The following is a 23,126-nucleotide window of genomic DNA, read 5'->3' as shown; positions in this document are numbered from 1 at the left end:
GCCTCATGCCATCGCCGCCTGCCAGCGCCTATCGCGCGGGGAGGGGCGGCGGTGCAGGCGGGCGTCGAGAAGGCTGCGGGCGCGGGGCAGCTCACCGCTCCGCATCAGGGCGACGAGGAAGGTGTCCTCGATCAGCTCACGCTGGGCATGGCTGCCGCCGATGCGCACGACGTCGGCAAGGACAGGCATGAGCTCGCGCACGCAAGCCGCGTAATTCTCATCCGCGAAGGCCGCCAGCGCGCGGCAGATCGCCGGCACTACCGGGCCTGCCGGGAGCTTGCCTTCAGTGAGCCGCTGCTCGATCACGGTGAGGCGTGCGGTGAGCGCCTCCCGATTTTGCGTCGCGGCCGCGAGCAGCGCCATGTGGATGTCCGCGAAGGCCAAGCCCGATTTCGGGAAGAGCTTTTTTGCGGCAGCGTCGGCATCGACCCAGAGCGCATTCGGCACCTTGTGGCCATAGGCCGAGAGGCGCCACAGCAGCGAGGCGCTGTCGGTGATGACGTTGAGCGGTGGCGCCTGCGTGGCGGTGGGCTGCAGCACGTCGGCATAGATCTTGAGCGCGCGGGCCGCATCGCCGTGCTCGAGCGCGCCGAGCGCCTGGTGCCAGAGGATATGGCCGTGCAGGATGCCGGCGCGGTCATAGGTCGGAATCCATTCATCGACGAGCCGGTCGGCGTCCTCGATCGAACCGTCCTCGAACATCGCATGCAGCACGGCGTGCGCGGCGTGGGCATTGGCCCGGCGTAGACTGAATCCGCGCTCGGTAACGGTGCGGCCGCGGGCGACGTCGCCATTCTCCGTCATCGCCCAGCCGGACATGGTGAGAAACCACCAGTCCTCGCCGTAATGATGCGCGACGCGCTCGCACAGCTCGTGTCGCGCACGGTCGTGATCGGCCATGCCGGAGAAGGCGAACAGGCCGAACGCGCCGAGCGGCAATGACAACACCATAGCATCGCGCGGCCACGCGTCGACATGCCGAGACATCGCCGCGATCGCCTCGGGTCCCCGACCCTCGATCGCGAGCGCCAGAATTTCGACGTGGGAGCGCTCGCGCTCCGTGCCGCGCCTGGCGACGTGCTCGCGCGCCAAGGCCGCCTTGCTCCGCGCGAGATCGCCTTGCTGATAGAACGCATGCACGCGAGCGCGGGCGATGTGGGCCAGCGCGAAATCCGGATCGGCGGCAATCGCGCGCTCGAGCGTCGCCGCCATGCCGGTCCAGCCGGCGAGCATGAGGTCGACGCCTTCGCGATAGGCGGAGGCGGCTTCATGCGAAGAGGTCGAGAGCGGCAATCCGTAGCGGTCTTCAAGCGCCATCGTGGTCTCCGGTTAAGCCGTCCGCGCGCGACGTCCCTCGATCGGATAAGCAGGATCGTTATAGCCCGGCGTCGACGGATGGCCCGGCACGACCAGCCGGTCGATCAGCGCCTCGTCTTCCGCGGTGAAGCGGTAGTCGAGCGCGCGGATGTAGCCGTCCCACTGCTCCTCGGTGCGCGGACCTGCAACGATCGAGGAGACGAAGGCGGAGTTCAGCACCCAGGCGACCGCGAACTGGCCGGCGGTGATGCGGTTCTTCTCGGCGTGGCTCTTGATCTCCTGCGCGAGCTGGAGCGATTCCGGCCGCCATTCCGTTTGCATCATGCGGGTGTCGTTGCGGCCGGCGCGCGTGTTCTTGTCCGGCACCGCATCGGGCTTGTACTTGCCGGTGAGCACGCCGCGCGCCAGCGGGCTATAGGGCACGATGCCAAGGCCATAATAAGAACAGGCCGGAAAGTGCTCGACCTCGGGCATGCGGTTCATCGCGTTGTAATAGGGCTGGCTTGCCACGGGACGGTCGATGCCGAGCCGATCGCAGATGTTGCAAATCTCGGCGACGCGCCAGGCGCGGTAGTTGGAGGCGCCGAAATAGCGGATCTTGCCGGCGCGGATCAGATCGCCCATCGCGCGCACCGTTTCCTCCAGCGGCGTCGTATGGTCTTCCTTGTGCAGATAGTAGATGTCGATGTGGTCGGTACCGAGCCGCTTCAGGCTCTCGTCGGCGGCTTGCAGCACCCAGCGCCGCGACAGCCCGACGCGGTTGGGGTCGTCGCGCGTATCGTTGTTCATGGGATTGGCGAGTTTCGTCGCGAGCACCCAGGCGTGACGGTTGTTGCCGATCGCACGGCCGACGACTTCCTCGGAGCCGCCCTTCGAATAGGCGTCTGCTGTGTCGATGAAATTGATGCCGGCATCATGCGCCTTGGCAATGATCCGCGTTGATGCGGCTTCGTCGGTCGGCCCACCGAACATCATGGTGCCCAAACAAATCGGCGACACTTTCAGGCCGCTGCGGCCGAGTTGGCGGTACTGCATGGGCTGTTTCCTCGAGGCTCCTGTTGTGGCCACCATAGCCAGCTACGCCCGTCATTGCGAGCGCAGCGAAGCAATCCAGCAATGCCGTCTCCTCTCGTCGTCCCGGACGAGCGCAGCGAAGATCCGGGACCCATACGCCGCAGCAATAGTTTTGCGAAGGCTCGGAGTTACCAGCTTTGCCTCAAACTACTCCCTGGGATTATGGGTCCCGGCTCCCCGCGCGCAATTGCGCGCTAGGCCGGGCGACGACGGCGGAGGGTGTGATGCGCGGCGGTGGCAGTCTCGCAGAGCAAACCTATCCCGGCCCCTTCAAGATCTTGAACACACCATTCGCCATCACGATGCAGCGATCATCGACGGTCACTTCGGTGCTCATGAAGATCAGGCTGCGGGTCGAGCGCACGACGCGGGGGCGGGAGATCAGGATGTCGCCGATCTGGCCGGCCTCGACGAAATGGGTGTCGAGCTGCACCGTCGCCATGTACTCCTTGCCGGAGACGTAGCGGGCGGTCATGCCGCAGGTGCGGTCCGCGAAGGTCATCATCACGCCGCCCTGGACCATGCCGCGGCGATTGTGGTGCTTGTCTTCGGTGGCGAGCGCGAATTCGTGCTGGCCGCCGACCTTGCGCTCCCACAATGGACCGACGAGGTGCATGAAGCCTGTGGTCTCCAGGATGGTCCAGCCGTCCGATTTGAGCTTTGCGGCGGTCTTGCTGGTCATCGCCCCGTCCATCCGTGCAACGCTTGATCTCTCCTCGTTTCATCGAGCGAGGTCCTGGTGTAGTCAAGCATCATGAGAGCTTTCGGCAATGCCACCAGACGGAATATCGCAGAGGCCTGCGCGTCCTTCGCGCGGCTACCCGATGCGGCCGAGCCGCCGAAGCTGAAGCGCGCCGCGGTGGTGCTGGCACTGACCGCATCCGATGACGGCGAGGGCACTGCGTTTCTGCTCACCCGGCGCGCATCACATCTGCGCGCGCATCGCGGTCAGTGGGCGCTGCCCGGTGGGCGATGTGATGCCGGAGAGACGCCGGTCGGGGCCGCGCTGCGCGAGCTCGACGAGGAGCTGGCGCTCAAGCTCTCAGTCGATGCGGTGCTCGGCACGCTCGACGACTATCCGACGCGCTCCGGCTATCTGATCACGCCGGTCGTGGTGTGGGCCACCGACAGCGCGACGATCCGACCGAACCCCGACGAGGTCGCCTCCGTTCATCGCATCGCGCTCGACACGATCGAGCGCGACGATGCCTTCGATTTCACCGCGATTCCGGAAAGCACCCGCAGGGTGATCCGCTTCCATCACCAGATGAGCCTGATCCACGCGCCGACGGCGGCGCTGATCTACCAGTTCCGCGAGGTGCTGGCGGGGCGGCAGACGCGCGTCACCGACCTGGAACAGCCTGTTTTCGCCTGGAAGTGATGGTAAACGGCGCGTTAACGTGACGGTTACCGGATGCCTGCTAAGAGGGCAGCATGCATCATTCGATTCGAAATCATCTCGCGCTGGTTCCACTCGCGCTCGTCCTGCTCGTCTCCGCCGCGCGCGGCGGTGAGTCCGAGACGCTGCCACCCGCCGTCAGCAACGCCAATGCCCAGCTCTTGTCGCAGTTTTTTGCGCAAGGCGGCGGTGCGTCGCCGGCCGTGCTCGAATATCGCCGCAAGCTGGCCGAGTATCAGCAAATTCGCGGCGCCTTCGATGCCGAGGCCGGCGCCTATTGGAGCCAGGTCACGGAAAAGCGGAAAGGCCGCAATGCCAAGCGACGCAGCGGGCAGCAGATCACGCTCGATGATTATGTGCTGGAGCAGCCGCCGGTTTATACCGGGCCGAAGCGGCCGGTGAACCCGGAGCCGGAGGAAACTCCGGAACGCCCCGCCCGCAAGCCGCTTCCGGTGGCTTCCGATCTCCTGCGCGCGGCGCTGGATCTCTACCAATTCACGCCGCAGCGGCCGACGAACGAGGTCGAGTTCAAGCGCGCCTATGCGCGCTACGCGCTCGCCGCGGGACTGACACGCGAGCAGGCGGTGCGGGTCTATTCGTTCGAGACCGGCGGAACCGGAAACTACGACGTGCAGGCCGGCATCGAGCATGGCGGCAAGCGCGCGATCTCGACCGCGATGGGCTACAACCAGCTGCTCACCACCAACAGCGTCGAGCTGCTGGCCGAGCAGGGCCATGAATTCATCCGCGCGCTTTCCGACAAGGTGGCCCGCACCTCAGGACCGTCGCGCCAGTCGCTGGAGCGCAAGCTTGTTGTCCTGAAGAAGATGGTAACCCATGCGAAGTCGGTGCCGGACACCTGGTCGGAGCATGAGAAGATCGGCGACACCGCGCAGGGCTGGGCCATGCATGCGATGGTGCTCGACGTCGACATCGGGCCGATGCTGCAAACCCACAAGCTCCTGACCTCGGTGCTGTTCGCCCGCGCCAAGGGCTACACCCGCCCGCTCACCGCCGCCGAGCTCGAGATGATGAACCTCACCGGCGATGGCACCGGCCTCGACATGGTGACGATGCCGCAGGCCATGCGCGAGCAGGTACCGACCTCGAACTTCTTCCAGCGCGGCGGCTACGAGCGCAACCCGGTCGCGATCCGCCACAACACGGTGGCGAAGCTGCTCGCAGTGACGGATGCGCGGATGGATTCGAACAGCAACAACGCCGGCGCAAGAGAATTGGCGGGGGCGTTTTGATGGCTGGCGAGCTGCCTCTTAACCCCGCCCCGCTTGCGGGGAGAGGCCGGATTGCATCGAAGATGCAATCCGGGTGAGGGGGTACAGGTCCCTCGACAATCTCATGCGCGGAGAGATGCCCCTCACCCCAACCCTCTCCCCGTAAGAACGGGGCGAGGGAGCGCACCGTCATCGCAGCCTCTACTGGTCCGGCCCAAACTTGAACTTGCCGTCGCCCTCGAGATACTGGCCGCTGCGCATGTAGAGCTGGCCATTGTGGCCGATGAAGAACAGCGTTCCCTTGGGCACCTTCTTGGCGCCCTTCAGGAGTTCGCCGGCATTGCTGGTGCCCATCTTGTAGGAGAAGGTCTTGCCTTCCTTGTCATAGGCATAGCCCATGTCCGGCTTGAGCTCCCACGGCGCCGCCTCGGTCTGAGCGCATGCGGGAGCGGCGAACGCGCCCAGCACGGCTACAATTGCAAATGTCTTGATTGAAAATGCCATCATCCATTCTCCCCGTCCGTTGGGGTGCCCGCTTGAACAAATCACGAACGGCGTTTGCGGGTCAATCCGCGATGACGCCGCAGCGCATCACGTCTCACCCAGCAGTTTGTGATTTTCCCTTCGTCCCCTCGCGACTATGTTCCGCTTTCAGTCTAGAACGCAACACGACAAAGATATTGGTGGGGATGATTCGAATGCGCCACGTCACTAAATTTTGCTGGGCCGCTGTATTGTCGCTGACGGCGCTGGTGCCGGCCGCCCGGGCCGATGATTACCAGCTCAGCCATAACCAGCGGATTTCATGCAGCCGTGGCCTAGCTCCGGGCAAGCTCAACACTGCGACTTGCAAATCCTACACCTATCTCTTCAACACCAAGACCTCGGAATATTTTCGTTGCCAGGTCTCGCTGGCGCTGACCCGCGACAACAAGGAAGTCATCAACGTCCAGACTGACGGTGGCTGCACCAAGAAGCCGCGCATCTTCGAGACCGACGGGCACTATGATTTCGACGCGACCGAGACCGAGCCGCCGAACACCAACTCGTTCTTCGGCCCCGGCGGCTACTCGATCTGGGCGGCCGACATGGCCGCGCAGAAGATCCGCGGCTGCATCACCATCTCCTCCGGCCTTGGATCTGACATCTCCAAGTGCCTGGACATGACCTTCCAATGACGGTGCGCTCCCTCTCCCGCAAGCGGGAGAGGTGATCGAGCCAGCGGCGCCCGATTGAGTCTCGCATCCACGTCCGGTCCAGCTGCGCCACGTCGCCGCACCCGCCGGGTTCCATCAAAGCCCAGGTAAAACAGGCGCTTCCGCAGCCCTGTTTTGTCTTTTGGATGGGTTGACCAGTCCTCCTCATCCGGCCAATTTCGCCGCCGGTTTGGGGAGTACAACAACCATGAAACGGACGATTTTCGGCGCGGCCGCGGCTCTTGCTCTGGCGGCGTCGGCACCTTGCGCGCATGCGCAATCCTTCATCAACGTGCTGACCGGCGGCACCTCAGGCGTCTATTATCCGCTCGGGGTCGCGATCGGAAAAATCTACGGCGACAAGATTCCGAACGTGAAGACGCAGGTGCAGGCCACCAAGGCGTCGGTCGAAAATCTCATTCTGCTGCAGCAGGGTCGCGGCGAACTGGCGTTCACGCTTGGCGACTCCCTGAAGGCCGCCTGGGACGGCGACGAGGAAGCGGGCTTCAAGACCAAGCTCGACAAGCTCAGGACCATCGGTGCGATCTACCCGAACTACATCCAGATCGTCGCCACCGCCGAGAGCGGCATCAAGACGCTCGCGGATCTCAAGGGCAAGGGCCTGTCGGTCGGCGCGCCGAAATCGGGCACGGAGCTGAACTCGCGCGCGATCCTGTCCGCGGCCGGCATGACCTACAAGGATCTCGGCAAGGTCGAATATCTGCCGTTCGCCGAATCCGTCGATCTCATGAAGAACCGCCAGCTCGCCGCGACCTTGCAGTCGGCCGGCCTTGGCGTCGCCTCGTTGAAGGATCTGTCGACCTCAAGCCCGATCACGGTGGTGGCGGTGCCGAAGGAGGCCGTCGACAAGATCGGGCCGCCCTTCATCTCGGCGGTCATCCCGGCCAACACCTATACCGGCCAGGACAAGGACGTGCCGACCGCAGCCGTGGTCAACTACCTGGTCACCAGTTCAGCCGTGTCCGACGACCTTGCCTATCAAATGACAAAGCTGGTCTACGAATCGCTGCCCGAGCTCGCCAACGCGCACGCGGCCGGCAAGGAGATCAAGCTCGAGACGGCGGCCACCGGCAGTCCGATCCCGCTGCATCCCGGCGCGATCCGCTATTACAAGGAAAAAGGGCTGATCAAGTAAGGTCTGCTTTTGGCAACGGACGTCATGCCGGGCTCGTCCCGGGCATCCACGTTCTTGGAAGGCACCGCAGGCGGTGGATGGCCGGGACAAGCCCGGCCATGATGATCCGATAGGATCCTGCTGCTGCTATGATTTGAATAGGCTGGACTGGGGCGATCTAAAAATGCTGGAAAAGGCAGAGGGCACCGGCGCGGCGCCGATCAAGGTCGAGTTCGACAATTTCGAGCACGGTTTTCCGGAAGGGTTTGGCCCCGGCTGGTGGGGCGCGCTCGCCTATTGGATCGGCATCGCCTTTGCGACCTTCCAGCTCTATGTCGCCGCCTTCAACTATCTGCCGAGCCAGGTGGTGCGCGGCGTCCATGTCGGCTTTCTCATCCTGCTTACCTTCGGCCTGATCGCCAACTTCACCGCGAAGAGCAATTTTGGCCGCACGCTCGGCTGGGTGATCGGTGCCGCCGGCTTCTTCTGCGGGCTCTATCAATGGATCTTCTATGCCGATTTGATCGCGCGTGACGGCGATCCGACCAAACTCGACCTCGCCGTCGGGACGCTGCTCGCGGTGCTGATCTTCGAGGGCACGCGGCGCCTGATGGGCGGGGCGCTGCCGCTGATGTGCGGCGCGTGTCTTGTCTACTGGTTCTTCGGGCAGTACCTGCCGTCGCCGCTCAACCATCGCGGATATGATTTCGACCAGATCGTCACGCACCTGTCCTACGGCACCGAAGGCTTTTACGGCGTGCCGGTCTACGTCTCGGCGACCTACATTTTCCTGTTCATCCTGTTCGGCTCGTTCCTGGAACGTGCCGGTATGATCCAGCTCTTCACCGACGTCTCGCTCGGCCTGTTCGGCCGCACCCGCGGTGGCCCCGCCAAGGTCGCCGTGTTCGCCTCGGGCATGATGGGCACCATCTCCGGCTCCGGCGTCGCCAACGTCGTCACGGTCGGCCAGTTCACCATTCCCCTGATGATCAGGTTCGGCTACCGCCGCGCGTTTGCCGCCGGCGTCGAGGCGACGGCCTCGATGGGCGGGCAGATCATGCCGCCGGTGATGGGCGCGGTCGCCTTCATCATGGCGGAGACGCTCGGCGTCCAGTACTCCGAGATCGTGAAGGCCGCCGCTATTCCGGCGGTGCTCTATTTCGCCTCGGCCTTCTGGATGGTGCATCTCGAAGCCGGAAAGCATGGCCTCGTCGGCATGAAGCGCTCGGAGATCCCGAGCGCCTGGAAGGCGCTGGTGACGCGCTGGTACCTCGTGCTGCCGCTCGCAGCGCTCGTTTACATGCTGTTCGAGGGCTTCACGCCGCTCTATGCCGGCAGCATGGGCCTTGCGCTGACGGTGACGTTGATCCTCGGCACCGCCATCACGACGGGCGCCTCCTCGATGGTGATCCGCTATATCTTCTGGATCGGGCTCGCGCTCGTCGTCGCCGCGCTGTCGCGCGACGGTTTCCAGATCGTGCCGGTCGCGAGCGTCGTGGTCGGCCTGATCGTGATCACGGGCTTCATTCGTGGCGGCCTCAAAGCCCTGCGCGAATGCCGCGATGCCTTGGCCGAAAGTGCTAAATCCGCGATCACCGTCGGCATGGCTTGCGCCATCGTCGGCGTCATCATCGGCATGATGTCGCAGACCGGCGTCGGCACAATCTTTGGCAGCTGGGTGATCGGTCTGGGCGAGAAGAGCCTGTTCCTGGCGCTGATCATGACCATGCTGCTGTCGATCCTGCTCGGCACCGGCATCCCGACCATCCCGACCTACATCATCACCGCCGCACTTGCCGCGCCGGCGCTGGCGAAGCTCGGCGTGCCCCTGATCGCGAGCCACATGTTCGCGTTCTATTACGGCATCATGGCCGACCTCTCGCCGCCGGTCGCGCTCGCGGCCCTTGCCGCGGCGCCCATCGCGAAGGAAAATCCGGACAAGATCGGCTGGGAGGCGATGCGCATCGCGCTCGCCGGCTACGTTATCCCGTTCATCTTCGTCTACTCGCCGGCCTTGATGCTGCAGGCCGGTGACCCCATGGCGGCGAAGCTCGGCTTCTACGGTGCGGTGGCGCTTGCGAGCTTCAAGGCGCTGGTGGCGATTGCGCTGTTCGGCATGGTCGCGATCGGCTTCCTGTTTACGCGGCTCACGCTGATCGAGCGCCTGGTGGCGCTCGGCGCCGCGCTGTGCCTGCTCGGCGACTTCCCGTTCAGCGACACCGCCGGCTTTGTGCTCTCGGCGGCGCTCGTGCTGTGGCAATGGCGGCAGCGTCCGCCGGCAGCGGTCGAGGCGGTGTGAGCCTCTGCTTCGCAACAGCCGGGGGCGTGAAGGCGCTGGCGCTGTCGGCGTTCACGCTGGTGTGGACACATTCGATCGCGAAAGTCGACTGGCAGGAAGACTGGCGCGTCACGCCTGCGGGCCTCGAGCTGGTGCAGGCCCGCGTCAAGGGCACCGGCCCCGGCATGGAGCCGCCGCCCGAGGCGCGGCTGATCGACGGCTGGTTTCAATGGAAGCCCGCGCGTGCCCCGATGCAGGAAGTGGTGCTCGGCAATTCCGGCGCGGCCGGGGAATGGCGGCTATGCCATGACGGAAGCTGCCGGACGCTTTCGCAGATTGTCGGCCATCCCATCGGTGCTAACGTCACCAAGATGAGCATCTGCGACGAACAGCAGAAATAAGGGAGACATGCGATGGACCGGCTCAAGGGCAAGGTTGCGATGGTCGTGGGTGCCGGCTCGATCGGCCCCGGCTGGGGCAACGGCAAGGCAACCGCAGTGACCTTTGCGCGCGAGGGCGCGCAGGTTTTTTGCGTCGACCGCAACGGCGCCGCCGCTGAGGAGACCGCAAAGATCATCACCGGCGAAGGCGGTAAGGCGACGGCGTTCACCGCCGACGTGTCACGGTCCGCCGAGATCGAGGCGATGGTCGCGGCGTGCCTGAAGACTTATGGCCGGATCGACGTGCTCGACAACAATGTCGGCATCGCCGAGATGGGCAGCGTGGTCGAGGTCTCCGAGGAGAGCTGGGACCGCGTCTTCGCCGTCAACCTCAAGAGCGCTTATTTCGCCATGAAGCACGTCATTCCCGTCATGGTGAAACAGGGCGGCGGCTCGATCATCAACATCTCCTCGATCGCCTCGATCCGTCACATGGGCATCTCCTACGTCACCTACGGCACCTCGAAGGCGGCGATGAACCAGATGACGCGCACCACCGCGATCGAGTTTGCGCGGCATCATGTGCGGGTGAACGCGATCCTGCCCGGCCTGATGAAGACGCCGATGGTCGAGCATTCCGCAGGCCTCGCCAACAGCTACGCCAAGGGCGATGTCGAGGCGATGTGGCGCGCCCGCGACGCCCAGGTGCCGATGGGCCATATGGGCGACGCCTTCGACGTCGCCAACGCGGCGCTGTTCCTGGCGTCGGACGAGTCGAAATATGTGACGGGTATCGAGCTCGTGGTCGATGGCGGGATCACGTGCAAGGCGGGGGCGTAGCTCCGGCCTCCGTCGTCGTCCCGGATCGGCGCTCCGCTTCGCTGCGCTTGTCCGGGTCGACAGCGGCCGCTATTGCGCCAGCGCCAGAATTCCGCCGGCGAATGCGTGCCACGCCGCGCTTTCGCTGATTGGCCAGTTCAACACCTTCACCGCCAGCATCGCGAGCGTACCGTAGATGTAGACGGGATGCACGCGGCCTTCGGTGCGCCAGTCGCGCACCATGGCGACGACGAGCAGAAGCGAAGCGACCACGGCCGGGGCGATCGTCACCGGCACCGGCGGCGGGCCGGGCGGTCCCGGAGGAGCGAGGAAAGTCAGGAACCAGCGCGCGATCGCGGCATCGAGGATCGAGACCGCGCCGAGCAGCATCAAGCGCTTGTGGATCTCCGGCCGGCGCGTGTTCATGATGGCGAGCACGAACACCAACGCGAAGAACGCGATTCCGCTCATCGGCACAATCGAGAAGGCTATGCCCGCATCCTTCTGTCCAAGCGCGGCGGAATGCTGCATCACATGTACCGAGGCGAGGAAGCCGAAGATCGTCATCGCGGTCGCGAGCGAGACGCCGGCAATCCCGAGCGAACGATGATTGACGACGCGTCCCGAGGCTGCGAGCCAGGTCTGCAGCACGAAATAGAGCGTCCAGGTGAAGAACAAGAATCCGTGAAAATGGATCACCGGACTTGCGGAAAACGTCCGGTGGGCGAGCGGCATCCAATAGGTCGGTGCGAAGCCAAGGAAGGCGGTGGCCGCGCAGGCCAGCGCCATGTGAAGGTAAAAATATCGTGCGGGCGGCGCATCACGCGCGCGTACACGACGGTCGTCGATCAGGGTCGTCATCTGGAATGAGTCTAGGGAGGCAGGGTTTGGTTCAACGCCAGACGCCCCTCCAACGTCGTCCCGGGGCGCGCGCAATATGCGCTTCGCTTGTCCGGGACGACAGCGGAGGTTGTCGATCTATCCCCCGGCGCTCAACTCCGCCCGATCCAGCTCTTCCTCGATCCGATGGAACGCGTCATCACCGATCACTTCGGTGGCGCGGAGGTCGAAGATCGATTTCCGCGCAGCCGAGATGGCGCGGCGGCGCAGGGGATCGGCGGGCAGTTCGCCATTGGCGATGCCGCCGTGCGGATCGTCGTCGGCCTGCATCAGGACGGCGCGGTATTCGAGCCTGAGGATTTCGGCTTCCTCCGACGGATCGTCCTCGATCGCATCGAGCGCGGCGCGATAGGCAATCGTGCGGGCGCGTGCGACCTCGATGCCGACGGGATCGTCGTCCTTGAGGCCGAAGGCCAGGATCAGCGGCCGCAGCGTCAGGCCCTGGATCACCAGCGATCCCAGCACCACCGCGAAGGCGACGAAGACGATGAAGTCGCGATAGGGAAAGTTCTCCGGCAGCGCGAATGCGGTGGCGAGCGTGACGAGGCCGCGCATGCCGCACCATGAGATGATGAGACCGCCCTTGGGCGAGGCGACGGCTCTCGGGTCTTTCGGATGATAGATCCCTTGCGCAACCAGCACACGCAGGGTCGTGCGGTAGAACGTCACCCAGAGCAGCCGCACCAGCACCACCGTGAGCAGGACCGAGGCCGCGGCCACGCAATATTCCCAGCGCACGTCGGCGTCCAGCCGCGTCCAGATCGGCCGCATCTGCATGCCGATCAGCATGAAGGCGAGCACGTTGAGCACGAACACCGTCGTTTCCCACACTGCATACGAGGGCACCCGCAGCCGAGCCGGCATGCGCTCTCCCGCCGTGCGCGCGATGCTGATGGCGTAAACGACGATAGTGAGGATGCCGGAGAGACCGAGATGCTCGGCGCCGATCCAGATCATGAAGGTGGTGGCGAACTGAACGATGATGGCGCTCGGTGCTTCCGTCACGCGTTCCATGATGGGCGGGATGAGGCGGGCTGCGACGAGACCTGCGATGGCGCTGCCGACCAGCGCCAGCGCCATGGTCGGCGCGACCTGGCTCCACGTTAGATGCTGGGTGACGACCGCGCCGACGGCGATGCGATAGATCAGGAGTGCGGTCGCATCGTTGAGCAGGCTCTCGCCTTCCAACACCTTCACCATGCGATAGGGCAGCTGCACCTGACTCAGGATCGCGACTGCAGCCGCGGCATCCGGCGGCGCGACGATGGCGCCGAGCGCCACCGCCGCGGCCCAGGGCATGTCAGGCATCAGCCGATGTGCAACATAGGCGACGCCGGCCGTGGTCAGGCCGACGGCGGCCACGACCAGGGTCGAGACCGGAACCCAGTTGTTGCGCAGATCGCGCAGCGACGTGTCGAACGCGGCATCGAGCAGGACCGGTGCGACAAAAAGGGCCAACGCCAGATCCGGCTCCAACGTCCAGGACGGGCTGTTCGGCACGAAGGCGATCAGCGCGCCGCCGATCGCGAGAAAGGTCGGGTAGGGGACCTTGATCCGCCGCGCCAGCGCCGATAATGCAACGGCGCCAAGCAGAAGCACTATGATCCATTCGAATGTCGACAAATTGGTCCCCGATACCGAATTGAGCGGCGCTACAAGCTAGCACCAATCCGGCCGTATGATGGATAGTATGGCCTCGAGGCAAGATTTTCCGACTGCAATGAGCATGCGTTTTCAAAAACTCATTCAATTGTCGGCCGCTCTGATGCTCTCGGCACTCTGGCCCGGCCCGGCCAAGGCTGCGACTGGCGGCGAGCCGGCCGCCGTCGTGCAGGTTGACGTCGCGGCATGCCTGGCCGCCGTCACGGCCGATGACATGGACAGAGCAGGCCCGGCCTGCGCAGCCGTCATCGACAACGAGAAGACCGCAAAGCCCGACCTGATCAAGGCGCTGGTCGCGCGTGGCGGGCTCTTTGCACGGCATGATCAGATCGACCGGGCCATCGCCGACGACAGCCGCGCCCTGCTGCTCGATCCCACGCTGGCCGACGTCTTCAACGCGCGCGGCGAGCTTTGGTTGAAGAAGGGTGACAAGCCGAAGGCGGTGCAGGATTTCGGCGCGGCGCTCCGGATTGATCCGAACCACGAAAAGGCCAAGGCCAATCACAGGGCGATGGCGCGCGAGCTCGAGCGGATCGGGGCGCAGATGGCGGTCGCCGGCAAGCCCAGCTTCAATTGCGCAGGCGTGCGCCGCCCCGTCGAGAAGGCGATCTGCGCAAATCGCGAGCTAGCCGATCTCGACCGTGAGGTTTATGCCGCCAATGCACGCGTGCTGCGCGAGGCGCGCAATGCGGGTGAAGCAAAGACTCTCCAGCGCGAGCAGGATGATTTCATCGCCCGCCGCAATGCCGGCTTTGGCCGTCCGGGATATGACTTGAAGAAGGCGATGCAGGAGCGGCTGCAACGGCTGAACGGGGTGGACGGGTATTGAGGTCCTTCGCCGCTCGAAGGGGCGTCATGCCCGGGTAGACGGGCCCGACTTGAACCCATCCCTCGCCCGCCGCGACAATGGTGAAAACCTGATGCCATGGAGTGCTTCGGCATGCGCACGCGTTGTTCCGCGCAGATATCCAGAAATCCGCTGCGCACCTTCCTCCTCGGTGCAGCAATCAGCCTTGTCCTCGCCGCCCCGGCGGCGGCCGCAGCCGATTGCGTGACGGGCAGCAAGGCGGCACCGGCGGAGATCATCCCGGCGTGCAGCGCCATCATCGACCAGACTTCGAACCCGAATTCCGAGCGCGTCGCGGCGCTGCTGGTCCGGGCGGATGCCAATGCGCGGACATCAGGCGGTCTCACGCAGGCGCTGCGGGACATAGACCGCGCCATTGCGCTGGACGGCAAGAACGCGCGGGCCTGGCGCCTGCGCGGCGACCTGTTGCGGGAGGCGGGCGGGGATCTCAATCGCGCCACGTCCGATCTCAGCAAGGCAATCGAGCTCGATCCCGCAGATGCCGAAGCCTATGAGCTGCGCGGCGTCGCCTACACCAACCAGCGCCGGCTCGACCGCGCGATCGCCGACTACGACCAAGCGATCAAGCTGAAGCCGGATTATGCGCAGGCCTGGTCCGACCGCGGCGCAACCTTTTATCTCAACGGAGACAACGACAAGGCGGTCGCCGATCTCAGCGAGGCGCTGAGGCTCGACCCGAACCGGGCGCGGAGCTACACCAATCGCGGCGCCGCCTACAAGAAGCTCGGCCAGCTCGACAAGTCGATTGCCGATGACAGTGAGGCGATCAGGCTCGATCCGAAGGTGCCGGAATATTACGACAATCGCGGTCTCTCTTATGCCGCTATGAAAGACTACGACAAGGCGATTGCCGATTACGAGCAGGCCTTAAGGCTGGCGCCGCGGCCGAACTTCTTCACCAACCGCGGCGATTCCTATCAGTTCAAGGGTGAGTTTGGCGCCGCGCTTGGCGATTACGAGGCCGCGCTGAAGCTCGATCCGAATTTTGCGAAGACCTACAACAATGCGGTGCTCTATACCAAGATGGGCGAGCGCAAGAAGGCGCTGGCCGATTACGAGACGGCGCTGCGGCTCGACCCCGGCAATACGAACGCGGCAGACGGCCGCCGCACCATGATGGCGGAGATCGCGAAGTTCGGCGCCGAGGCGCCGCAGCCGCTGGCCGCGAATTCCGGCAACGGCCCGTCATTCGATTGCGCCAATGCCAAGCGTGAGGTGGAGAAGGTGATCTGCGCCGATCCGCAATTGGGTGCGCTCGACCGCCAACTCGCCGAGGCCTTTGAGCGCGTGCTGAAATCGATGAACCGGCGCTCGGCGGCCGATCTGCGCAAATCCCAGCATGAGTTCCTCGCCACCCGCGACGCCAGCTTCCGCCGCCCCGGCTACGACCTGAAGAAGGTCATGCAGGACCGGTTGCAGCGGCTGAACGCGATGGAGGGGTAGGCGCTTTCTTCGCCTCTCCCCCGCGTGCGGGGAGAGGCCGGAGTTTGCGTAGCAAATTCCGGGTGAGGGGGCCCTCCGCGAATCCAATTCTCACTTTGCCCGCCGAAACAGCCCCCTCACCCCCCGACCCTCTCCCCGTAAGAACGGGGAGAGGGAGAGGATGGGGTCTTTTCGGCTTGAACCGCGGCCCGTTCCCGGGAAAATAGCTCCCAAACAAGGCCCATACTTGATCCCTGTCATGGCGGGACGCCGGTCCTGCCGCAAGGTTCAGGTGAGGCCGATAAGGGGAACGGGAGCGCGGGAATGAACAGCCAAGTGCAGAGCAAATATCACGAGGTCCATGCGCGCTCGCTGGCCGATCCTCAGGGTTTTTGGGCCGAGGCTGCCAAAGAGATTGACTGGATCGAGCCGCCGAAGACGATCTTTGACCCCGCGCAAGGCGTCTACGGCCGCTGGTTCGCCGGCGGCGTCGTCAACACCTGCTACAATGCGCTCGATCGCCATGTCGAACGCGGCCGCGCCGACCAGGTGGCCCTGATACACGACTCGCCGCTGGCGGGCTCGGTCACCAAGTTCACCTATGCCGAATTGCTGGCCGAGGTGCAGGCGCTCGCCGCTATCATGCAGGATTTTGGCGTCGTCAAGGGCGACCGCGTCATTCTCTATATGCCAATGGTGCCGGAGGCCGTGGTTGCGATGCTCGCCTGCGCGCGCATCGGCGCGGTGCATTCCGTGGTATTCGGCGGCTTTGCCGCAAAGGAGCTCGCGACCCGCATCGACGATGCGCAGCCGAAACTCATTCTCTCCGCAAGCTGCGGCATCGAGCCTGGTCGTATCGTGCAATACAAGCCGCTGCTGGACGAGGCGATCAAGCTCGCTTCTGCGAAGCCCGCGGCCTGCATCATATTGCAGCGGCCGCAGTTCGTCTGCGACCTCACGCCGAAGCGCGACTATGATTGGGCCAGCCTGCGACGTAAGGCCATGAACGATGGCAAGAAAGCGCCTTGCGTGCCGGTTGCTGCGACCGATCCGCTCTACATTCTCTATACGTCGGGCACGACCGGTATCCCCAAGGGCGTCGTGCGCGACAATGGCGGGCATCTGGTTGCCGTGAAATGGTCGATGTTCAACCTCTATGGCGTCAAGCCGGGAGAGGTTTGGTGGTGCGGCTCCGACATCGGCTGGGTGGTCGGCCACAGCTACATCGTCTACGGCCCGCTGCTGCATGGCGCGACCTCGATCATGTATGAGGGCAAGCCGATCGGCACGCCCGATGCCGGTGCGTTCTGGCGTGTGATCTCAGAGCACAAGGCTGTGGCCTTGTTCACCGCGCCGACCGCATTCCGCGCGATCCGGAAGGAGGATCCGGAAGGCAAGTACATCCGGCAATATGATCTGTCGAAATTCCGGACCCTGTTCCTCGCCGGTGAGCGCGCCGATCCGCCGACGGTGGAGTGGGCGGAGCAGCAGCTGAAGGTGCCGGTGATCGATCACTGGTGGCAGACCGAGACGGGCTGGTGCATCGCCGGTAATCCTGTGGGCTTGGGGGTGCTGCCGGTCAAGCATGGCTCGCCGACGGTGCCGATGCCGGGCTACCAAGTCGACGTCGTCGACGAGGCCGCGAAGCCAGTCGGTCCCAACACCATGGGATCGATCGTCATCAAGCTGCCGATGCCGCCGGGTTGCCTGCCGACGCTGTGGAATCAGGACGCGCGCTTCAAGGAAGCTTACCTGAGCGAATTTCCCGGCTACTACAAAACCTCGGACGCCGGCTACAAGGACGAGGACGGCTATGTCTTCGTCATGGGTCGCACCGACGACATCATCAACGTCGCCGGCCACCGTCTGTCCACGGGCGGCATGGAGGAGATCCTGGCATCGCATCCCGATGTCGCCGAATGCGCCGTGCTCGGCGTCAAGGATGCGATCAAGGGCGAGGTTCCCTGCGGCTTCCTGGTGCTGAAGGCCGGCGTGAAACGATCGCCCGCCGAGATCGAGAAGGAGATCATCGCGCTGGTGCGCGACAAGCTTGGGCCCGTCGCCGCCTTCAAGCTCGCCATCACCGTCGGCCGCCTGCCCAAGACGCGCTCGGGCAAGATCTTGCGCGGCACCATCAAGAAGATCGCCGACGGCGAGGCCTGGTCCATGCCGGCCACGATCGAGGACCCCAAGGTGCTGGACGAGATCGGCGATGCGCTGAAGGGGAGGGTGTGACGCGAGGCGTCACCTTGGGGCGGTTCGCAGGACCGAACTAGACTCAGGTGAGCAATTGCGCACCTGAGGATCTTGAGATTCCGGGTCTGGTGCCTACGCACCATCCCGGAATGATGGGCTTGCCGACTTACATTCTCCGCATTCCGCGCTAAACAGGGGCCGCCAACAGGGGACCTTGCATGCCACTCGCTACCACGTCGCGCCTGCTCATTGCAGTGGCTCTCGCCATCGCTCTCTCCGCCTGCTCGGCGCGTTACCAGACGCCGACCGCGATGGGGGGCGACGACGATGATGCGGTGTGCCAGAGCCGCGGCTATGCGCAGGGCTCGCCGGAATACGTGGCCTGCCGCAAGGACCGCGACGTGCAGCGCAGCGCCGCCACCGCCCGTGCCGACCGCCGTCAGCGCGATCTCGGTGAATACATGCTGAACCATCCCGACCGGCCCTGACGCCGGCTGCGGAACTATCCTGCGCACGGCAATCGCGCATCTCGTGGCACATCTGCAACGTCGTGGCCAAATCGCGACGTGTCTGCGCTGATTTGATCGGCATCAAATCCTTCCTCGTTCCCTTTCTGCTCTGACGCGGGCGTCGCGCAACGAAGCGCGACATGGCTGAAGGGGAATGCAATGCAGAGAACGATGAGAAACCTGGCGCGGCTCGCGACGCTTGGTGCGATGGTCGCGGTGACGGCTGGCGCTGCGCAGGCGGCCGATCTGCCGGTTTACACGAAAGCGCCGCCACCCGTTGAGAGCTTCAATCCTTGGATGGTCCGTCTGCGCGTGCTCGGCGTGTTGCCGGATGCGGGCGGCTCGACCGTCAATGTCGCCGGCGTGCCGTCGCTGTCGTCGCCGACCTCGGGCCTCTCGATCAGCAACCAGGCGGTGCCTGAGCTCGATATCAGTTACTTCTTCACGAAGAACATCGCGGCCGAGCTGATCCTCGGCGTGACCAGGCATTCGATCAGCGGCACCGGCTCGCTTGCGAATCTGCCTGTCGGCAAGACCACGCTGCTGCCGCCGACGCTGACGCTGCAATATCACTTCGACAATTTCGGCGCGTTCAAGCCTTATGTCGGCGCCGGCGTGAACTACACGGTGTTCTTCAACAACTCGGCCGCCAACACGCCCGCTGCCATCGCCGGGCCGCCCGCAATCGTTGCAACAACCACGTCCCTGCATGTCAGCAACGCCTGGGGCGGCGCCGTTCAGTTCGGCTTCGACTACATGCTCGACCGGCACTGGGGCCTCAACGTCGACGTGAAGAAGCTCTGGCTGCGGCCGGACTACAGCGCGACCGTGAGCGGGCTGCCCGTCACCGGCAGCGCGCATATTGATCCGTGGCTCGTCGGCGGCGGTGTCACTTACAAGTTCTAACGCTCCTGCGGCGCCGGGTGGGGGCACCCGGCGCCGCGGCAATACTTTCCCGTTCGATTCGTCCGAGATCATCCCTGAGAGACGGCATCGTCGTATTCGCTTCACGAGCGGAGATACCGCTATCCCGCGTGCACCGTTCGCGGATGCCGCTCATGCAATAACTTCGCCAGTGCGTCGCGATCGCCGGGGCGGTCTTTGAGGGCAATTTCGAACAGTGCTTCCTGGATATCCCGGGGCATATCCCCCCAGGCTGCGAGGACAGCGCGTCCCAGCATCACCGCAAAATGGTCTTCGTCAGCCCGCATCGCAGATCCTCCGGATTGGAAATAATGCGACGGCAGCTGCATGGTTCCCCGCAGCCGCGCCACCAAATCTCCATTCGAAAACAAAACGCGGCGGATCGCTCCGCCGCGTTTGCCCGCAATGACGAAGGAAGAAGGAGGACTACTCCTCCTCTTCCTCGTGCTTCTTGCCGCCGAGGGTCTTCAGCTTGGCGAACACGGCGTCGACGTTGAGGTCGTCGCTCGACTTCTCCGACGGCTCGTACTCGTCCTTCTTGGTGGTCTCGGAGGCCGGGAGCAGAGTGGCGCCGCCATAGGCTGCGTCGATCGGCTTTTCCTTGGCCGCGCGCGCCACTTCGAAATCGAGCTCGATCTGCGAGCAGAGGCCGAGGGTGACGGGGTCGATCGGCGTCAGTTGGGACGTATTCCAGTGGGTGCGGTCGCGAACGCTGGCAATCGTGCTCTTGGTGGTGCCGACCAGGCGCATCACCTGGGCGTCCTTCAGCTCCGGATGGCTGCGCAGCAGCCAGAGGATGGCGCTGGGGCGCTCGTGGCGGCGCGACACCGGGGTGTAGCGTGGGCCCTTGCGCTTGGGCTGCGGCGGCAACACCACCTTGCTCTCCTGGAGGCGGAGGCGGTAGTCCGGGTTCTTCTCGCCCTTCTCGATCTCCTCGCGGGTCAGCTGGCCGTTGGAGAGGGGATCCATGCCCTTGATGCCCTGGGCGGCGTCGCCGTCGGCGATCGCGCGCACCTCAAGGGGATGCATCTTGGTGAAATCGGCGACCTGGTCGAAGGTCAGCGCGGTGTTGTCGAGCAGCCAGACGGCGGTCGCCTTGGGCATCAGAGGTGCGTTGCTCATGGCAAATCTCCTTTGTGCTTCGCCCACCCCCTCAGGAGGCGAAACCGGTGGTCATCAGCGATGACAGGGAATTCGCGCTATATAAGCCCGGAGGGGGTAGCCACGCAATGGTTCTGCTATAGATAGTGCCTTGACAGCGCCCGAAAGGGGGGCCAATTCCCTCTGAAGTCGCTGTAAAGTCCAAGCAGACCGTTTTTAGCCCCTTTCCACCCATCGACCGCCCCCGCCGGAAGGCGAAACGGGTGATTCGGTCCCGAGATCGCTCAATGTCAGCCAAACCAGACCTCAAGATCGTGCTTTGTTCTCCCCGTGGCTTCTGCGCCGGGGTGGTCCGGGCGATCGACACCGTGGAACGGGCGCTCGATAAGTATGGCGCTCCCGTCTATGTTCGCCACGAGATTGTGCACAACAAGTACGTCGTCGATGGGTTGAAGAAGAAAGGTGCGATCTTCGTCGAGGAGCTCGCCGAAATCCCGGAAAACGCCACCGCGCCGGTGGTTTTCTCTGCCCATGGCGTGCCGAAGTCGGTTCCGGCCGACGCCACCTCCCGCAATTTGTTCTCGCTGGATGCGACCTGCCCGCTGGTGACCAAGGTGCACCGCGAGGCGGCGATTCATTTCAAGCGCGGCCGCGAGATCTTCCTGATTGGTCATTCGCATCATCCTGAAGTGGTCGGCACGCTCGGCCAGCTTCCGGTCGGCGCCGTCACCCTGATCGAGACCGCCGAGGACGCCAAGACCATCAATCCGAAGGACCCGAATAACCTCGCCTTCGTGACCCAGACCACGCTGTCGATCGACGACACTGCGGAGATCGTGGCGCTGCTCAAGGAGCGCTTTCCGAACATCAACGGCCCGCACAAGGAAGACATCTGCTACGCCACCACCAACCGCCAGCTCGCGGTGAAGAAGGTGGCGCCGGTGGTCGACGCGCTCATCGTTGTCGGTGCCCCCAATTCGTCGAACTCGCAGCGTCTGCGCGAGGTCGCCGAGCGCGAGGGCTGCAAGATCGCAGTGCTGGCGCAGCGCGCCGCCGACATCGACTGGGACAAGTTCGGCAATATTTCGAGCCTCGGCATCACCGCGGGTGCCTCGGCGCCGGAAGTGATCGTCGAGGAGATCATGGACGCGTTCGCCGAGCGCTACACGCTGCATGTGGAGACGGTCTCGGCCGCGGAAGAGAACGAGTTCTTCCCGTTGCCGCGCCAGGTGCGCCCCGAAGCCGCCGCCGAGTAGACCTTTATGGCGGTCTACACCGACGTTGCCGCCGACGAGCTTGCGGATTTCCTGAGGCAATACGATCTCGGCGAGCTGCTCTCCTATAAGGGCATCGCCGAGGGCGTCGAAAACACCAACTTCCTGCTGCATACGAGCAAAGGCTCGTTCATTCTCACGCTCTATGAAAAGCGCGTTGCGAAGAACGATTTGCCGTTCTTCCTCGCATTGATGACGCATCTGGCCGAGCACGGCGTCAATTGCCCTCTGCCGGTGAAGGCGAGGGATGGCGAGGCGCTGCGCGAGCTGTCGGGGCGGCCTGCCGCGATCATCACCTTTCTCGAAGGCATGTGGCCGCGCAAGCCCAACGTAGCCCATTGCGCCGGTGTCGGCGACGGGCTCGCCAGGTTGCATCTGGCCGGCGCCAATTTCGCGATCAAGCGTGCCAACGCGCTGTCGGTCGCGGGCTGGCGGCCGCTGTTCGATGCGGCGGCGGACCGCGCCGACGAGGTCCAGCCGGGACTGCGCGCCTTCCTCGCAGCCGAGCTCGACCATCTCTCGAGCGGCGTCTGGCCGAGCAGCCTGCCCGAAGGTGTGATCCACGCCGATCTCTTCAACGACAACGTCTTCTTTCTCGGCGACAAGCTCTCGGGGATCATCGACTTCACTTTCGCCTGCAATGACATGCTGGCCTATGACGTCGCGATCTGCCTCAACGCCTGGTGCTTCGAGCCGGATCATTCCTTCAACGTCACCAAGGCGCGCGCCTTCCTCAATGCTTACGGCCGGGTGCGGAAGCTCTCGGAGGCGGAAGAGGCCGCGCTGCCGCTGCTCGCGCGTGGCGCCGCGATCCGCTTCCTGCTGACGCGGCTGGTGGATTGGCTCAATGTGCCGCCCGGCGCGCTGGTCAAGCCGAAGGATCCGCTGGAATATGTCCGCAAGCTGCGCTTTCACCAGAGCGTGACGAGTGCGCGCGACTACGGGCTGATGCCGTCAGGACTGGTCGCGTGAGCGAGCTCCCCAATGTCACGATCTTCACCGATGGCGCGTGCTCGGGAAATCCCGGGCCCGGCGGCTGGGGCGCAATCCTGAAGTTCGGCGACAAGGAAAAAGAGCTGAACGGCGGCGAGCGCCACACCACCAACAACCAGATGGAATTGATGGCGGCGATCTCCGCGCTTGAAGCGCTGAAGAAGCCGTGCACCGTCGATCTCTATACCGACAGCCAATATGTCCGGCAGGGCATCACCGGCTGGATCCACGGCTGGAAGCGCAATGGCTGGCGCACCGCCGACAAGAAGCCGGTGAAGAATGTCGAGCTATGGCAGCGCCTCGACGCTGCGTTGAAGGCGCATGAGGTGCGCTGGCATTGGGTCAAAGGCCACGCTGGGCACCCCGAGAATGAGCGGGCCGATCAGCTGGCGCGCGACGGGATTGTGAAGGCAAGGTTGCAGCAGCGGGTGGCGGAGTAGGACCTCT

The 23,126-nt window shown here is 64.4% G+C and carries 23 protein-coding genes; 15 read left to right on the top strand and 8 right to left on the bottom strand.

Going from position 1 to position 23,126, the window contains the following annotated elements:
- Nucleotides 1–3 precede the first annotated feature (3 nt).
- The 3 genes from JQ587_RS20075 to JQ587_RS20065 form a co-directional block, all read right to left on the bottom strand.
- Complete coding sequence (locus tag JQ587_RS20075) at nucleotides 4–1,317, bottom strand: tetratricopeptide repeat protein (RefSeq protein ID WP_212426369.1); 1,314 nt, start codon at nucleotides 1,315–1,317, stop codon at nucleotides 4–6.
- Between the two features lie 12 nt (nucleotides 1,318–1,329).
- Nucleotides 1,330–2,352: an aldo/keto reductase gene (locus JQ587_RS20070; RefSeq protein ID WP_212426368.1), complete on the bottom strand. Its 1,023-nt coding sequence runs from the start codon at nucleotides 2,350–2,352 to the stop codon at nucleotides 1,330–1,332.
- Nucleotides 2,353–2,647: 295 nt separating this feature from the next.
- A complete protein-coding gene (locus tag JQ587_RS20065) occupies nucleotides 2,648–3,073 on the bottom strand; it encodes a PaaI family thioesterase (protein WP_212298497.1) in 426 nt (141 codons plus the stop codon).
- A 69-nt stretch (nucleotides 3,074–3,142) separates the two neighbouring features.
- Between JQ587_RS20065 and JQ587_RS20060 the strand changes: the two genes are divergently transcribed.
- Together JQ587_RS20060 and JQ587_RS20055 are read left to right on the top strand one after the other, a co-directional pair.
- On the top strand, nucleotides 3,143–3,772 hold the full coding sequence (locus JQ587_RS20060) for an NUDIX hydrolase (RefSeq protein ID WP_433995302.1): 630 nt from the start codon (nucleotides 3,143–3,145) through the stop codon (nucleotides 3,770–3,772).
- Nucleotides 3,773–3,825: 53 nt separating this feature from the next.
- Nucleotides 3,826–5,043, top strand: coding sequence for a hypothetical protein (locus JQ587_RS20055; protein ID WP_212426366.1), 1,218 nt, complete (start codon nucleotides 3,826–3,828; stop codon nucleotides 5,041–5,043).
- Between the two features lie 180 nt (nucleotides 5,044–5,223).
- Here JQ587_RS20055 and JQ587_RS20050 read toward each other — a convergent pair whose 3' ends face one another.
- Nucleotides 5,224–5,526, bottom strand: coding sequence for a hypothetical protein (locus JQ587_RS20050; RefSeq protein WP_212426489.1), 303 nt, complete (start codon nucleotides 5,524–5,526; stop codon nucleotides 5,224–5,226).
- A 194-nt stretch (nucleotides 5,527–5,720) separates the two neighbouring features.
- Here JQ587_RS20050 and JQ587_RS20045 point away from each other — a divergent pair, with 194 nt between their 5' ends.
- The 5 genes from JQ587_RS20045 to JQ587_RS20025 all read left to right on the top strand — a co-directional run bounded on the left by JQ587_RS20045 (nucleotide 5,721) and on the right by JQ587_RS20025 (nucleotide 10,851).
- Entirely contained in the window at nucleotides 5,721–6,200 is a 480-nt protein-coding gene (locus tag JQ587_RS20045; RefSeq protein WP_212298494.1) for a hypothetical protein, read from the top strand.
- 226 nt (nucleotides 6,201–6,426) lie between these two features.
- Nucleotides 6,427–7,374: a TAXI family TRAP transporter solute-binding subunit gene (locus tag JQ587_RS20040; protein ID WP_212426365.1), complete on the top strand. Its 948-nt coding sequence runs from the start codon at nucleotides 6,427–6,429 to the stop codon at nucleotides 7,372–7,374.
- Nucleotides 7,375–7,537: 163 nt separating this feature from the next.
- Nucleotides 7,538–9,652 (top strand): TRAP transporter permease, encoded by a 2,115-nt coding sequence (locus JQ587_RS20035; RefSeq protein WP_212426364.1) that lies wholly within the window; start codon nucleotides 7,538–7,540, stop codon nucleotides 9,650–9,652.
- Nucleotides 9,613–10,032, top strand: coding sequence for a DUF1850 domain-containing protein (locus JQ587_RS20030; RefSeq protein WP_212426363.1), 420 nt, complete (start codon nucleotides 9,613–9,615; stop codon nucleotides 10,030–10,032). The genes JQ587_RS20035 and JQ587_RS20030 overlap by 40 nt, the downstream gene beginning before the upstream one ends.
- Before the next feature lie 12 nt (nucleotides 10,033–10,044).
- Nucleotides 10,045–10,851, top strand: coding sequence for an SDR family NAD(P)-dependent oxidoreductase (locus tag JQ587_RS20025; protein WP_212426362.1), 807 nt, complete (start codon nucleotides 10,045–10,047; stop codon nucleotides 10,849–10,851).
- Between the two features lie 69 nt (nucleotides 10,852–10,920).
- Here the strand turns inward: JQ587_RS20025 and JQ587_RS20020 are convergent, their stop codons facing one another.
- Entirely contained in the window at nucleotides 10,921–11,691 is a 771-nt protein-coding gene (locus tag JQ587_RS20020) for a hypothetical protein (protein WP_212426361.1), read from the bottom strand.
- Between the two features lie 117 nt (nucleotides 11,692–11,808).
- A complete protein-coding gene (locus JQ587_RS20015; protein WP_212426360.1) occupies nucleotides 11,809–13,353 on the bottom strand; it encodes a cation:proton antiporter in 1,545 nt (514 codons plus the stop codon).
- 103 nt (nucleotides 13,354–13,456) lie between these two features.
- Between JQ587_RS20015 and JQ587_RS20010 the strand changes: the two genes are divergently transcribed.
- From JQ587_RS20010 to JQ587_RS19990, 5 genes are all read left to right on the top strand, one after another.
- Entirely contained in the window at nucleotides 13,457–14,221 is a 765-nt protein-coding gene (locus JQ587_RS20010) for a tetratricopeptide repeat protein (RefSeq protein ID WP_212426359.1), read from the top strand.
- A 111-nt stretch (nucleotides 14,222–14,332) separates the two neighbouring features.
- Nucleotides 14,333–15,703 (top strand): tetratricopeptide repeat protein, encoded by a 1,371-nt coding sequence (locus JQ587_RS20005; protein ID WP_212426358.1) that lies wholly within the window; start codon nucleotides 14,333–14,335, stop codon nucleotides 15,701–15,703.
- A gap of 303 nt (nucleotides 15,704–16,006) precedes the next feature.
- Nucleotides 16,007–17,917, top strand: a complete 1,911-nt coding sequence (locus JQ587_RS20000; RefSeq protein WP_212426357.1) for a propionyl-CoA synthetase — start codon at nucleotides 16,007–16,009, stop codon at nucleotides 17,915–17,917.
- Nucleotides 17,918–18,096: 179 nt separating this feature from the next.
- Nucleotides 18,097–18,366 (top strand): hypothetical protein, encoded by a 270-nt coding sequence (locus JQ587_RS19995; RefSeq protein ID WP_212426356.1) that lies wholly within the window; start codon nucleotides 18,097–18,099, stop codon nucleotides 18,364–18,366.
- A gap of 180 nt (nucleotides 18,367–18,546) precedes the next feature.
- Complete coding sequence (locus tag JQ587_RS19990) at nucleotides 18,547–19,293, top strand: OmpW/AlkL family protein (RefSeq protein WP_212426355.1); 747 nt, start codon at nucleotides 18,547–18,549, stop codon at nucleotides 19,291–19,293.
- A gap of 119 nt (nucleotides 19,294–19,412) precedes the next feature.
- On the opposite strand, the gene JQ587_RS19985 is transcribed toward JQ587_RS19990, so the two are convergent.
- Together JQ587_RS19985 and JQ587_RS19980 are read right to left on the bottom strand one after the other, a co-directional pair.
- On the bottom strand, nucleotides 19,413–19,598 hold the full coding sequence (locus tag JQ587_RS19985) for a hypothetical protein (RefSeq protein WP_212298656.1): 186 nt from the start codon (nucleotides 19,596–19,598) through the stop codon (nucleotides 19,413–19,415).
- A 139-nt stretch (nucleotides 19,599–19,737) separates the two neighbouring features.
- Complete coding sequence (locus JQ587_RS19980; protein ID WP_212298482.1) at nucleotides 19,738–20,433, bottom strand: DUF1013 domain-containing protein; 696 nt, start codon at nucleotides 20,431–20,433, stop codon at nucleotides 19,738–19,740.
- Between the two features lie 266 nt (nucleotides 20,434–20,699).
- Between JQ587_RS19980 and ispH the strand changes: the two genes are divergently transcribed.
- From ispH to rnhA, 3 genes are read left to right on the top strand one after another with little or no spacing between them, the layout of a single operon-like run.
- Complete coding sequence (gene ispH, locus JQ587_RS19975) at nucleotides 20,700–21,668, top strand: 4-hydroxy-3-methylbut-2-enyl diphosphate reductase (protein WP_212298481.1); 969 nt, start codon at nucleotides 20,700–20,702, stop codon at nucleotides 21,666–21,668.
- 6 nt (nucleotides 21,669–21,674) lie between these two features.
- Nucleotides 21,675–22,658, top strand: a complete 984-nt coding sequence (locus JQ587_RS19970) for a homoserine kinase (RefSeq protein WP_212426354.1) — start codon at nucleotides 21,675–21,677, stop codon at nucleotides 22,656–22,658.
- Nucleotides 22,655–23,119 (top strand): ribonuclease HI, encoded by a 465-nt coding sequence (rnhA, locus tag JQ587_RS19965; protein WP_212298479.1) that lies wholly within the window; start codon nucleotides 22,655–22,657, stop codon nucleotides 23,117–23,119. The genes JQ587_RS19970 and rnhA overlap by 4 nt, the downstream gene beginning before the upstream one ends.
- Nucleotides 23,120–23,126 lie beyond the last annotated feature (7 nt).

The organism is Bradyrhizobium manausense, from assembly GCF_018130615.1.
In the GTDB taxonomy this organism is placed as follows: Bacteria; Pseudomonadota; Alphaproteobacteria; order Rhizobiales; family Xanthobacteraceae; genus Bradyrhizobium; species Bradyrhizobium manausense_A.
Note: the sequence above shows the minus strand (reverse complement) of the source record. Positions and strands in the feature narration are given on the sequence as shown.

Excerpts from the sequence above, each read along its gene's own strand:
- JQ587_RS20075 (WP_212426369.1), bottom strand. The coding sequence starts at position 1,317 with ATGGCGCTTGAAGACCGCTACGGATTGCCGCTCTCGACCTCTTCGCAT.
- JQ587_RS19985 (WP_212298656.1), bottom strand. The coding sequence starts at position 19,598 with ATGCGGGCTGACGAAGACCATTTTGCGGTGATGCTGGGACGCGCTGTC.
- JQ587_RS20040 (WP_212426365.1), top strand. The coding sequence starts at position 6,427 with ATGAAACGGACGATTTTCGGCGCGGCCGCGGCTCTTGCTCTGGCGGCG.
- JQ587_RS20070 (WP_212426368.1), bottom strand. The coding sequence starts at position 2,352 with ATGCAGTACCGCCAACTCGGCCGCAGCGGCCTGAAAGTGTCGCCGATT.
- ispH (WP_212298481.1), top strand. The coding sequence starts at position 20,700 with ATGTCAGCCAAACCAGACCTCAAGATCGTGCTTTGTTCTCCCCGTGGC.
- JQ587_RS20050 (WP_212426489.1), bottom strand. The coding sequence starts at position 5,526 with ATGGCATTTTCAATCAAGACATTTGCAATTGTAGCCGTGCTGGGCGCG.
- JQ587_RS20000 (WP_212426357.1), top strand. The coding sequence starts at position 16,007 with ATGAACAGCCAAGTGCAGAGCAAATATCACGAGGTCCATGCGCGCTCG.
- JQ587_RS20005 (WP_212426358.1), top strand. The coding sequence starts at position 14,333 with ATGCGCACGCGTTGTTCCGCGCAGATATCCAGAAATCCGCTGCGCACC.
- JQ587_RS20020 (WP_212426361.1), bottom strand. The coding sequence starts at position 11,691 with ATGACGACCCTGATCGACGACCGTCGTGTACGCGCGCGTGATGCGCCG.
- JQ587_RS20055 (WP_212426366.1), top strand. The coding sequence starts at position 3,826 with ATGCATCATTCGATTCGAAATCATCTCGCGCTGGTTCCACTCGCGCTC.
- JQ587_RS20010 (WP_212426359.1), top strand. The coding sequence starts at position 13,457 with ATGCGTTTTCAAAAACTCATTCAATTGTCGGCCGCTCTGATGCTCTCG.
- JQ587_RS19980 (WP_212298482.1), bottom strand. The coding sequence starts at position 20,433 with ATGAGCAACGCACCTCTGATGCCCAAGGCGACCGCCGTCTGGCTGCTC.
- JQ587_RS20045 (WP_212298494.1), top strand. The coding sequence starts at position 5,721 with ATGCGCCACGTCACTAAATTTTGCTGGGCCGCTGTATTGTCGCTGACG.
- JQ587_RS20025 (WP_212426362.1), top strand. The coding sequence starts at position 10,045 with ATGGACCGGCTCAAGGGCAAGGTTGCGATGGTCGTGGGTGCCGGCTCG.
- JQ587_RS20030 (WP_212426363.1), top strand. The coding sequence starts at position 9,613 with ATGGCGGCAGCGTCCGCCGGCAGCGGTCGAGGCGGTGTGAGCCTCTGC.
- JQ587_RS19970 (WP_212426354.1), top strand. The coding sequence starts at position 21,675 with ATGGCGGTCTACACCGACGTTGCCGCCGACGAGCTTGCGGATTTCCTG.
- JQ587_RS19995 (WP_212426356.1), top strand. The coding sequence starts at position 18,097 with ATGCCACTCGCTACCACGTCGCGCCTGCTCATTGCAGTGGCTCTCGCC.
- JQ587_RS19990 (WP_212426355.1), top strand. The coding sequence starts at position 18,547 with ATGCAGAGAACGATGAGAAACCTGGCGCGGCTCGCGACGCTTGGTGCG.
- JQ587_RS20065 (WP_212298497.1), bottom strand. The coding sequence starts at position 3,073 with ATGACCAGCAAGACCGCCGCAAAGCTCAAATCGGACGGCTGGACCATC.
- JQ587_RS20035 (WP_212426364.1), top strand. The coding sequence starts at position 7,538 with ATGCTGGAAAAGGCAGAGGGCACCGGCGCGGCGCCGATCAAGGTCGAG.